Source organism: Parapedobacter sp. 2B3, assembly GCF_041925275.1.
Lineage (GTDB): Bacteria > Bacteroidota > Bacteroidia > Sphingobacteriales > Sphingobacteriaceae > Parapedobacter > Parapedobacter pyrenivorans_A.
The window spans coordinates 88,967-101,805 of record NZ_JBHEUZ010000014.1; the positions used below are offsets into that span (position 1 = coordinate 88,967).

Annotated in this window: 2 protein-coding genes; both read left to right on the forward strand. The window is 53.5% G+C overall.

What is annotated here, in order from left to right; genetic code table 11:
• Nucleotides 1–583: 583 nt before the first annotated feature.
• Complete coding sequence (locus ACEVG1_RS15835; RefSeq protein WP_374744689.1) at nucleotides 584–11,770, forward strand: gliding motility-associated C-terminal domain-containing protein; 11,187 nt, start codon at nucleotides 584–586, stop codon at nucleotides 11,768–11,770.
• Nucleotides 11,771–11,857: 87 nt separating this feature from the next.
• Complete coding sequence (locus ACEVG1_RS15840) at nucleotides 11,858–12,820, forward strand: PorP/SprF family type IX secretion system membrane protein (RefSeq protein ID WP_374744690.1); 963 nt, start codon at nucleotides 11,858–11,860, stop codon at nucleotides 12,818–12,820.
• The last annotated feature ends 19 nt before the right edge of the window (nucleotides 12,821–12,839 follow it).

Below are 12,839 nucleotides of genomic sequence, written 5' to 3' on the forward strand. Positions count from 1 at the left end.
CGGTAACTATTTGATGAATACTTTGAATGCACCTGCTCGGCTGTGGTTAACGCCCATGCAGTGGTATCCATCACCCATGCCCTACGCTGCTGCTGCCTCTTTCCCCCGGTACGGGCAAAAAATCAATTATTCATAAGGTTTCCTGCGCCAAACTTAGGAAAAATCCGTGGTACATGGAGGGGTGATATACTACGTGAACGAAATGAATGGTATTCATTAAAATGAACATAGTGAACAAAGGTTTGGTGTAACGACCAAGCTATATTTGCGTGCAAAGCGGATGGGTTGGCCAGGGATCTGGTGAAAATAGACACTTCCGGAGAGCGAGGCCGCTCCCCAGAAATGTCAAAACATCTACCGGAGAGATAGTTGCAATAACCATACCGTTTTTGGCTTGATAGTGGATTTTCTGTAATTCATTGTCGGCCAGCAAATAAGGAAGGGGTTTGCTTTTAGTAAACGCTTCGATTACCTACTACGAAAAACATTGGCCCGTCGTATAACGCGGTTGGAACGTGAATGCGGCGGCCGAACTATACATTATCTATTGAAAAACATTTTACGATTATAATCCCATAGCTAAATGGAAACATCATCTACTTATCCGAAATTTTCTTTTTTGCGCTTTTTCTACACACTCGTGCTCGTTCCATTGTTGCTTTGCTCCCCAGGTTTGGTGGGGGATGTGGTGGGGCAGACGAAAGTGCCGGCAACCGTCTACCAAGATGAAAACGTCGACAATGCAACAAATGCAAACGTCGATGATGAGCAATTTGCAACGCTGAATGCTTGGCCAGGAGCAGCACTTGGGATTGGGAAGTATAACGGGAAACTTGGATTCCAGTTTTCAACCGAACTGCCGGCTAATACAACAACTTATGTGCGTATAGGCGCGGAAGAGGACGGTTTATTGGACGCCTTATTGGGGGGAAGTATAGGGAATATAGTAACCGGATTGGTGGACGGTCTGTTGCTTGGTGATCATTTCTTTAAAGTAGAGGTCTATAATAATGGCGGGGGTTCGCTGTTAAGTGCGAATAGTAAAAATGGTTTTCCCGATATCCGATTAAAACTGGTGCGTAATGCAGAAGGACATTATCTATTGGCTATTACACCAGATGCCGCGTATAATCAAGTGGTTATCGAAAACCAAAGTGACGCTGCGTTAGGTTTGGTTGCGCCCGTTAAACGTTTTTTTGTATATAATGCATATTACCTTGATGGTTTAACGGATTGTACACCTGCTTCCGCCACATCGTTCGATGGAACGGGGATTACACTTGATTTATTAGAACTGGGGAATACGGGCGTATCCAATCCTCATTTTGCAATCGATGGCGATGCAAGCAATACGTTCTCTGAAATTAACGTAGGTCTATTGGGCGTTGCGGCATCCATGTCGCAATACGTTGACTTCCCAACGCCGGCTACACCTTTCCATCATTTCACGGTAAAACTCGCGATCAACACGAGCGAGACACTCAGTGCCAACCTGTTGGGCGCCTATGAGATTGTAGCATGGAACGGTACGCAAGAAGTGTACAAGCGTTCATTGGCCGGTGGTATTATTAATGGACTGGACGCCCTATCGCTCTTGCAAAGCGGTCAGCCCGCCACATTCACCTTTGGCCCTTCCAAAGAATTTGACCGGATCGAAATCCGTGTGAATGCACTCATTGGGCTGAGCGCGGCAAGTTCATCCGTGAAAGTCTACGATGTTCAGCGTTACGGCCCCGGCTGTCCCGACCCGAACCTGCCCACGCCGTCGCCAACAGAAAGTCCGTTGGATATTCCATCGTGCGCTTCGGAATTGGTCGCTTTTGAGCATGTGGATTTCGCAGCAAATGCAGCGGATGGCAACAACGAAACCTACGCTACATTAAATGCAAGCAACGGCACGTTACTGGTGAGTTCGCCCGTGGCCGGTTATCTTGAAATGAAATTGCCAATACAGCTCGGTGCCAACCAGACCTCCTATGTGCGCATTGATGTAGAAGACGATATACTTGAACGCCTAGTAAATGGATCGATTGGCCAACTCCTTTCCGGTGTAGGCGGGTTGGTATTGGGCGACCATTATTTCACGGTGGAGGCTAAACTTACCGAGGGAGGCGCTTCTGTTTTGTCGGGATCCAGCGCCAATACATTCGATACAACGACTGGCGGGGTGGTCACGATCGTGCAGGATAAAATCGGCCGGTATTACATTGCCATAACGCCCAACACCCCTTACCAATACATCCGGATTACGGACCATGTTTCCAGTCTACTGGGAACCGGTGTGCAAAAATCGATGAAAGTGTTTGACCTGTGTTTCGAGACAAGCGACGACACATGTTTGCCTGCTTTCGCCACATCGGCTGATGGCACTGGCCTGACAATAGGGATATTGGACAATGGTGCCGGGGTGACCAATGCGGACAACGCAATCAGTGACAATTCGTCCGATTATTCCGAGATCAGTCTGGGAACGGCCGCTGTTGCCGCTGAAGTAAACCAAACCATCTATTTCAACGGGCCGTCAACACCCGGCGATGAATTAAAGGTACGGGTACAAGTCGGGGCGCCAAGCTTATTGGATGTCAATGCACTTGGTAGATATAAGATACAAACTTACCTGGGCAGCCAATTGGTAGATGACTTTACCGTGCAGGATGGGCTGATTGCGGGTTTGAATGTGTTGAATATCTTTGAGGCCGGTGGAATCGTGACCCTGAGCTATGTCCCTACAGGTGCTTATGACCGTGTGGTGGTCGGACTCAACTCCTTATTGAGTGCCGGGCTTACACCTCCGTTGCGCTTGTACAGTGTAAAGCGGATCGGTGCGGATTGCCCGCCAGACCCTGCTACGTTGTCTCCGTTTGAAAACCCTACCTGCGCCAGTGATTTAATTGATGCGTCCAATGCGGACGATATCCAGCATCTCTTTGATGACGATTTCGATAGCTACGCTACCCTAAATTCGGGTGCTGGCAGTTTATTGGGGATCGGGCAGTTTGAAGGTTTTGTAGAAATGGGTTTTGCCGGGACCGTGCCGGCGAATACGACTTCGTATGTACGGATTGACTTTGAGCCTACGTTATTGAATGGATTGTTGGGTGGCAGCCTTGGCGGCACATTGGCCGGCATCGTGGATGGCCTTTTACTCGGCAACCACTACTTCTCCGTAGATGTGAAGAACGGTGCTGGCACCTCGGTATTGTCTGGTGCAAGTAACAACGGATTCGGTTCGAATACCGATCGGATTCGGATTGTCCAAGATAACCTGGGGCGCTATTACATTGCGCTGACCCCGGGTCAGGCCTATAAAACCATCCGGATTACGGACCATACCAATGCCGCAGTGGGTCTATTGGCCCAACCAAATACGATGAACGTCTATGGCGTATGTTTCGATACGCCGACTTCGGCCTGTCCTCCGGCGTTTGCCACTTCCTTCGATGGGTCGGGGCTGACGTTGGATGCCGGTGGGCTTTCCGGTGTGGGCGTAACCAATGCGGCCCATGCAATTGATGGCAATACCACCAATTATTCGGAAATCAGTTTGGGAACGGCAGGAGTTGGAGCAACGGTTAAGCAGTATATATTCTTTAACAAACTCGCTGATGCCGATGACCAAGTGGATGTGACGATTTCGTTCGGCACAGGTGCTGTAGACCTCTCATTGATCGGCAACATCGAATTGAAAGCCTATAACGGCTTAACGGAAGTCGCTGAGCTGGATTGGCAGAGTGGTATTGTCAATGGTGTGAACGTGGTAGACCTGCTCAACAATGGAGGTATGGCTACCGTTCCTTTCGTTCCGGGTGTGCCTTTTGACCGGATCTCGGTAGGTATCAATGCCCTCGTTGCTGCGAGCGTATTGCCGCCGTTGCGGTTATACGAAGTCGCCAAAGTGTGTGATATTGCCGCCCCCCAATTCGAAAGCTGGAAAAGCTATGTGCTCCCGGGCACGCAAACCGCAGTAAGCGGTGGTGAGGAAGTAACCTATACCATCCATATACGGAATACCGGAACGACCGATCTCAACGGGTTTATCGTCACGGATGAGGTACCGGCGCATACCACGTATGTGGCGGCTTCAGGTGGAACGGAAGCGGCCGGAGTGGTTACGTTTGATAATATCAACATCGCAGCAGGCGCTACGGGAACCGTGAGTTTTAAGGTAACTGTCGACAACGATTTGACGGGTGTAACGGAAATCGGCAACGTGGCCACCGTGAAAGCCAATCCGACGGATCCCGGTACGGAAACGGTACCTCCGGCAGACAACGATGACCCCACAGCCGGGCCGGATCCAACGGCTACACCGGGTACGCCTACACGCATACCTGTCGATCCGATCTCTTCGTTGGTTTCCTGGAAAAGCTATGTCGTAAACGGCGATGCCTCCATCGATGCAGTCGGTGGTGGCGAGTCCGTGGCATACACTGTTTTTGTGCGCAATACCGGTAATCAACGATTAACCAACGTAACGATTACCGATGCCGTGCCGCTGGGTACCACCTATGCTTCCGGCGGTACATTCGCCGGTGGCGAAGTGAGTTTCACGATTCCATCGATCGAAGTGGGTGCAACGGCTGCCGGACAGACGTTCTATGTGACCGTCGATGAAGATCTGACAGGCATAGATGTTATCCATAACCTAGCGACCGTAGGCGCCACAGACGTGCCACCTACGGGTAGCTACCCCCCTGCGGATAACGATACGCCCACCGATCCGGATACCGGTGGCGGTACAGGCACCGATATCCCTGTTACGCCCTTGCACGACATCGACTTTACGAAGAGTGGAGTTAGCAATAACATCGAAAGTGCCGGAAAAGCCGTGGTGGGCGATATCATTACCTATACCCTGACCATTACCAATACGGGGAATAAAACGTTGACCAATATCGCGGTGGTAGATGCTGTACCAAGCAACTTAACTATTATCGACAGCGGTGGTGGTACAGTAACTGGATCTGATTTAGAATTTACCATTGCTTCGCTGGCGGTCGGTGCTGCACCACAAACGTTCACCTTTACCGCGCAAGTAACGAGCCTCGATTTGTCGTTTCCGCCAATTGACAATGCTGCAACGGCTACGTATCGCAATGAAGATAATACCGGTGATAAGACGGAAACGGCTGTATTCCGTATACAAACCAATTGTACGTTGGCGATAGCCACCGATATCGTGGTGGCCGATGCCGAGGTCTGTGAAGGCAGTGCGGTGACATTGACCGCCTCTGCTCCGGGCGTAACCGATCCGGTATTTAACTGGTATTCCGATGCCGCATTGAACAACTTGATATTCACGGGCCCCGCATTATCCATCAACCCGGTCGAGGCTGGAACCTATTACGTAACCGTAATCGGCGAAGGGGTTTGTGAGAATGTGCCGGGTACGGCGAAAGAAGTCACGGTGACGGTTAATCCGGCACCGGAAGTTGTCCTGACCGATCCCGCATCCTATTCCATCGAAATCGGCGGAACGGTTGCTGTTCCGGGCTACAATGTGTTGCCGGGTGTAAGCTATGAATGGGTAGATCAGACCGGCGCCACAGTGACTTCATTCGGCCCGTTTGACGCCGCTGGTACTTACACCTATACGCTTATCGCTACGGATGATGTCACAGGTTGCCAAACCGCCGTGACGGTTGTTGTGAATGTGTACAATCCCGGTGATTGTCCGCCGGTATTCTCACGCGTGTACAACGATGCCGCCAATAACGGTACCGTAGCTTCCTTATTGGGGCTTGTTACGTTAGGGAACGTGCAATCGCCGCAAGCCGCGGCCTCGTCAGATGTGACAACCTACTCAACGATATCGGAAGTGTTGGCCACCAGCCTGTTGGGATTGACCGGTGAGACTTCGCAAACCTTGACCTGGAATAGCGACATACCAGCCGGCACGCCCGTTACCGTGAAGCTGGCGAAAGAATACGGGGTTGCCGGTGTCATCGGTGGTATTTATATCCAAGCGGTGGATGCCAGCGGAAACGACGTGGGCAGCCGCCAATGGGTCGATCCGAATCTGGCTTCTGTTGTAAACGGGGTTAACGTATTCGAATATACGTTCGCGCCAACACAAGATTACCGTGGTGTGCGGGTGGCACTTTCGTCGGTACTTAGTGTAGCACAATCCGCCCGGATTTACCATGCTTACTACCATGAATCCGGAACGCCGGATTGTGCCGAACCAAATGGGGTAATAGATGTGTTGGGAGGCATGGAGTTCCCGATTGGTGTACTTAACCTTGTGACGGGCCTCACGGGCGTCTCCGACCCTTGGGATGCCGTGGATGAAGATGAAACTTCCTATGCGACCCTTACCAACACCGTCGGCGCCAATGCCTATAGCAAATTGGAGGTCGTCTACGGCACTCCGGCACTGACGGGCGATACCGTAACCATTAAGGTGGGTAAACCGGGTGCCTTGCTGAATGTCGGCTTATTGGATAATTTTACCATCCAGCCGTATTTAGGGAATGCTGCCGTAGGTGCACCCATCCATAACGATCCTGCCTTATTGAAAATCAACCTGCTTCCGGGTGAAGAGGAGGCAACGATTCAATTCATCGCGAACGCGCCTTTTGACCGGATTAAGATACTATACGGTGGGGTAGTTAGCGTATTGGATCAATTGCGCGTATTTGAAATTACCCGCAAAATCCCGACGCCGATTGTTGGTCCAAATGCGGATAATACCTTTGAAATTTGCCCGGGAGGGGATATTGTAATTCCCGACCCGGATGATTGTACAAGTTATATTTTATATACCACAGTAGATGGAACGGTCGTGGCAGATGTTCCCAGTTTGCCATCGGGCACGCATACGCTGTACCTGCAAACCATTCGTTTTGGTTCTTGCGAGGTAGGGGAGCGGACGCCCATCACCGTTATCGTGAAAGAGGCACTGCCGCCGGCACTGACGGAACTGGAACAGGTGTTCTGTGAAATAGATGCGCCTACGGTTGCCAACCTGAACGAAGACGGCGCTACGGGTGACGTTCGCTGGTACTCGGCTTCCACAGGTGGGACACCACTTAGTCCGGGCGATGCACTTGCTACTGGTTTATATTACGCTTCGCAGATTACAGATGGATGTGAAAGTATAATCCGTACGGAAGTAATGGTGACCGTTACGGCAACACCTCCGCCTGCGTTAGCCCAATTGGAACAAGTATTCTGCGAAATAGATGCGCCTACAGTAGCCAGCTTGAATACCGCTGGAGCTGCTGGTACGGTTGTATGGTATGATGCAATGAGTGGCGGGACACCGCTAGACCCAACTACGGCACTCGTTGACGGTACGTACTATGCTGCACAAGTAGGTGACAACTGCGAAAGTGTATTGCGTACGGAAGTGACGGTTACAATCACCAAGACCCCGCCACCGGCATTGACCGAGCTTGAGCAGGTCTTCTGCGAAATAGATGCGCCTACAGTAGCCAGCTTGAATACCGCTGGAGCTGCTGGTACGGTTGTATGGTATGATGCAATGAGTGGCGGGACACCGCTAGACCCAACTACGGCACTCGTTGACGGTACGTACTATGCTGCACAAGTAGGTGACAACTGCGAAAGTGTATTGCGTACGGAAGTGACGGTTACAATCACCAAGACCCCGCCACCGGCATTGACCGAGCTTGAGCAGGTCTTCTGCGAGATCGATGCGGCTACGGTAGCTGATCTGAACGACGATGGCGCTACGGGCACGGTGATCTGGTATACGGCGGCTACGGGCGGCACACCGCTGTTGCCAACCGAGGCACTTGTTGACGGCACGTATTATGCTGCCCAAATCGGTGCAAGCTGCGAAAGTGTATTGCGTACGGAAGTGACGGTTACAATCACCAAGACCCCGCCGCCGGCATTGACGGAACTGGAGCAGGTCTTCTGCGAGATCGATGCGGCCACGGTAGCCGACCTGAACGAGGATGGAGCCACGGGCACGGTGATCTGGTATACGGCGGCTACCGGCGGCACAGCACTCCTTCCGACGGCTGCATTGGTTGACGGCACGTACTATGCCGCACAAGTTGGCGACAACTGCGAAAGTGTATCGCGTACGGCGGTCGAAGTGACGATCACCAAGACCCCGCCGCCGGCATTGACCGAGCTTGAGCAGGTCTTCTGCGAGATCGATGCGGCCACGGTAGCCGACCTGAACGAGGATGGAGCCACGGGCACGGTGATCTGGTATACGGCGGCTACCGGCGGCACAGCACTCCTTCCGACGGCTGCATTGGTTGACGGCACGTACTATGCCGCACAAGTAGGTGACAACTGCGAAAGTGTATTGCGTACGGAAGTGACGGTTACAATCACCAAGACCCCACCGCCGGCATTGACTGAGCTTGAGCAGGTCTTCTGCGAGATCGATGCGGCCACGGTAGCCGACCTGAACGAGGATGGAGCCACGGGCACGGTGATCTGGTATACGGCGGCTACCGGCGGCACAGCACTCCTTCCGACGGCTGCATTGGTTGACGGCACGTACTATGCCGCACAAGTAGGTGACAACTGCGAAAGTGTATTGCGCACTGCGGTCGAAGTGACCATCACCAAGACCCCGCCGCCGGCATTGACCGAGCTTGAGCAGGTCTTCTGCGAGATCGATGCGGCTACGGTAGCTGATTTGAACGAGGACGGAGCTACGGGCACGGTGATTTGGTATACGGCGGCTACGGGCGGCACACCGCTGCTTCCGACGGCTGCATTGGTTGACGGCACGTACTATGCCGCACAAGTAGGTGACAACTGCGAAAGTGTATCGCGCACTGCGGTCGAAGTGACGATCACCAAGACCCCGCCACCGGCATTGACCGAGCTTGAGCAGGTCTTCTGCGAGATCGATGCGGCTACGGTAGCTGACCTGAACGACGATGGCGCTACGGGCACGGTGATCTGGTATACGGCGGCTACGGGCGGCACAGCACTCCTTCCGACGGCTGCATTGGTTGACGGCACGTACTATGCCGCACAAGTTGGCGACAACTGCGAAAGTGTATCGCGTACGGCGGTCGAAGTGACGATCACCAAGACCCCGCCGCCGGCATTGACCGAGCTTGAGCAGGTCTTCTGCGAGATCGATGCGGCCACGGTAGCTGATTTGAACGAGGACGGAGCTACGGGCACGGTGATCTGGTATACGGCGGCTACGGGCGGTACACCACTCGCGCCGACAACCGCACTGGTAGACGGTACCTATTACGCCGCCCAGGTTGGCGACAACTGTGAGAGCATAGCGCGCACGGCCGTCGAAGTGACGATTACGGTTACGCCAGCACCCACCATAGACAATAATGCACCTGAGTTCTGCGAAACCGACAATAGGACGCTGGCGGACCTAGACGCCATCGGTACGGCAATCAAGTGGTACGCTTCCGCTACGTCAACCGACGTACTGCCGGAAACGACCGTACTTGAGGATGGCGTAACCTATTACGCAACGCAAACGGGCGACAACTGTGAAAGTGTAGAACGTCTAGCTGTGACTCCCGTTATAAACGATTGTACTTCGCTGCTATCTATTACGAAAACAGCGGATGCCGACCGTGCGACCGCGGGAGAACCCATTACCTTCACGGTGACCATCACCAACGAAGGGCCAGGAGCCATGCACAGCGGCGATGTCATCAAACTCGGCGAACGTCCGAGCCCTGGACTTACGATTACGGATTACGAAGTAACCAGCGGCAACGCGACAGCCAATGGTAGTGGCAATGCCGCAACGGTAACTACGAATACCACCATACCGGTGGGTGGCACCATCGCTCTGACCGTAACGGCGGATGTCGACGCCGATGCGCCGGCGACGGTGAACAACGGCATCGACGTATGGGGACCGGATAAGGACCCGGAAAACGATCCGAAAGATGACGACGACGATACGCCGCCGATTCCGGTTGATCGCAAGTCGAACCTGAGCATTACGAAAGTGGCCGACGAAGCGCGTGTAAAGGCAGGTGAAAGCACCAGCTTCACCCTGACCATTACCAACAACGGACCATCGGTCATTGAAGTAGGCAAGGACATCAACCTCACGGAACGCCCCGGCGACGGCGTAACCATAACGGGCTACGAAGTAACTAGTGGTGCGGCGACGGTAATCGACAATGGCAATACGGCGGTGTTGACAACCACCGGCAAGATTACCGTGGGTGCGACGATTGTGGTGAAGGTGACCGCCGATATCGCGGCGAACGCAGGTGAAACCATCACCAATGGTATTACGGTTTGGGGACCGGATAAGGATCCCGATACCGATCCGGAAGATGATGAGGACGATACACCACCCATTCCGGTTGATCGTGATGCCGTGTTGGGCATCACAAAGGTAGCTGACCAAGCACGTGTGAGAGCAGGTGAGAGCACTACCTTTACGCTGACCATCACCAACAATGGGCCAGCCGTGGTTGCCAGTGGTGAGGTAATCAGCTTGACAGAGCGACCCGGTGCGGGTGTTACCATCACCGGCTACGAAGTGACCAGTGGCAACGGTACGGCTAATGGTAGCGGCAATACCGCCACCGTAACCACCAGCGCAGCCATCGCTGTGGGCGGAACGATTGTGGTGAAAGTGACTGCCGACATCGCCGCGAACGCGGGCGAAACCATCACCAACGGCATCGACGTATGGGGTCCGGATAAAGATCCGGATACCGATCCGAAAGATGACGATGACGATACCCCGCCGATTCCGGTAGACCACGTGTCCGTACTGAGTGTCACCAAGGTGGCCAACGACGAACGCGTGATAACAGGTGGCACCACGTCGTTTACCGTAACGGTAACGAACAACGGTCCGGCCACCATTGCGGTGGGCGAAACGATCGCTGTGGAAGAGCGGCCAAGCAACGGGATAACCATCACCGGCTATGCAGTGACCTCGGGCAATGCGACGGTAGACGGAACCGGAAACACTCCGCAACTCACAACCACCGCCGCAATCGGGGTGGGAGCGACCATTACGTTTACGGTGTCGGCAGACGTTACGGCCCCGGCTGGAGCGACGATTTCCAACGGCATTGCTGTATGGGGACCGGATAAAGATCCCGGGACGGACGACGAAGATGATGAAGATGAAACCCCCGAGATTCCGGTGGATCGGCCCTACACGCTCAGCATTGAGAAGGTGGCGGATCAGTCGCTGGTAACCGCGGGCGAATCTACTACGTTCACCGTAACCGTAACAAACAATGGCCCGCTGGCTATCGAGGCCGGTAAGGTCATCCCGTTACGAGAGCGCCCGGGAACCGGTGTTACCATCACCGGGTATGAAATCATTTCGGGTGCGGCAACGGTGAGTGGTACAGGAAACACGGCAACGTTGACCACAACAGGCGTAGTGGGTGTGGGAGCAACGATATCCGTACGGATCACTGCCACAGTGGCGGAAACGGCCACGGGAACCATTACGAATGGCATTACCGTTTGGGGCCCCGACAGCAATCCCGATACGGACGACCCGGACGACGAGGACGATACGGATCCGATTCCGGTGGACGCAACCTTGCACATCCCGAATGTATTCACCCCGAATGGGGATGGTTTGAACGACCGCTTCGTTATCAAAAACCTGCTGCAATACCAAGGCAGGGAACTGACGGTGGTCAACAGATGGGGTAACCAAGTGTACAAGAGCGATAACTACAATAACGATTGGGACGGCGGAAGCCTGGCTGAAGGCACTTACTATTACATCCTCCGTTACCGCAATGGTGGCGAATGGAAAACGGCTAAGGGTCCTGTGGCAATTATCCGCGTAACCAACCGATAGAAGGGAAGGCCTGCCGGGGCGTAACACCCCGGCAGGCATGACCAATAGCAAGCTGAAACGATTACCCCTCAATAAAGGAAAACTAAGATGAAAAGGATATTTTTTCTCGTACTGATTACCGCATTCGCCGCTCCCGCCGTAGCTCAGCAGGTGGCACAATATAGTCAGTATATGTTCAACGCATTATACATCAATCCCGCCTACGCAGGGTACAGGGGGCCGATCAACCTACATACGTATTACCGTTCGCAGTGGACCGGCATGCCCGATGGTCCGCGCACGTTGGCGTTGGCGGCTGATATGCGCACCTCAACCGATAACGTGGGGCTCGGGTTTAACCTGATGAGTGACCGGGTGGGATTGGAAAAACGCATCTATGCCTATGCAAACTATGCCTACCGCTTGCGCGTGGGATGGGATCCGGAAGATCGGCTCGCATTCGGCCTGGGGGTGGGCGTTATCCACTCGGCGTTCGATAACGCCAAATGGGACCCCGGCGACGCAGAGGCACTGAACGTCGAAAATTCGTTCCTGCCCGATGCAAGGTTCGGTATCCATTATTCAAATAATACATTCTTTGCCGGAATAGGGGTGGATAACCTCATTTCACAGCTCCTCTTCAATGAAGATGCGAGCTCAACGAAGGTGCCGCCGGTAACCCAGTATTACCTTAACGTGGGCGGAATCGTTCCCTTCACCACAGACATGTTGTTCAAGCCATCGGTATTGGTGAAGAACGCCAATAATGCGGGCAGCCGTGCGTGGACGACCGACTTGAATGCCGCGGTCATCTTTGCCGAACAATTCACATTCGGCGTGTCGTATCGTACTGCGCTATCGAGCGGTAAGAAGTTGGCCAATGACCTTTCCCGTCCCAATTCCGTCATCGCGCTGGCCGAGTTCGTTGCCGGGGGGCAATTCAGGGTGGGTTATTCGTTCGACTATGCGTTGAGCAAACTACATAACCAGGTGGGGAGTACGCATGAGATATCACTCGGGTATACCCTCCAAAAAGGAACACAGCGGGTTCGTACGCCACGATATTTCTAACCGGGAAATTCATTTATTC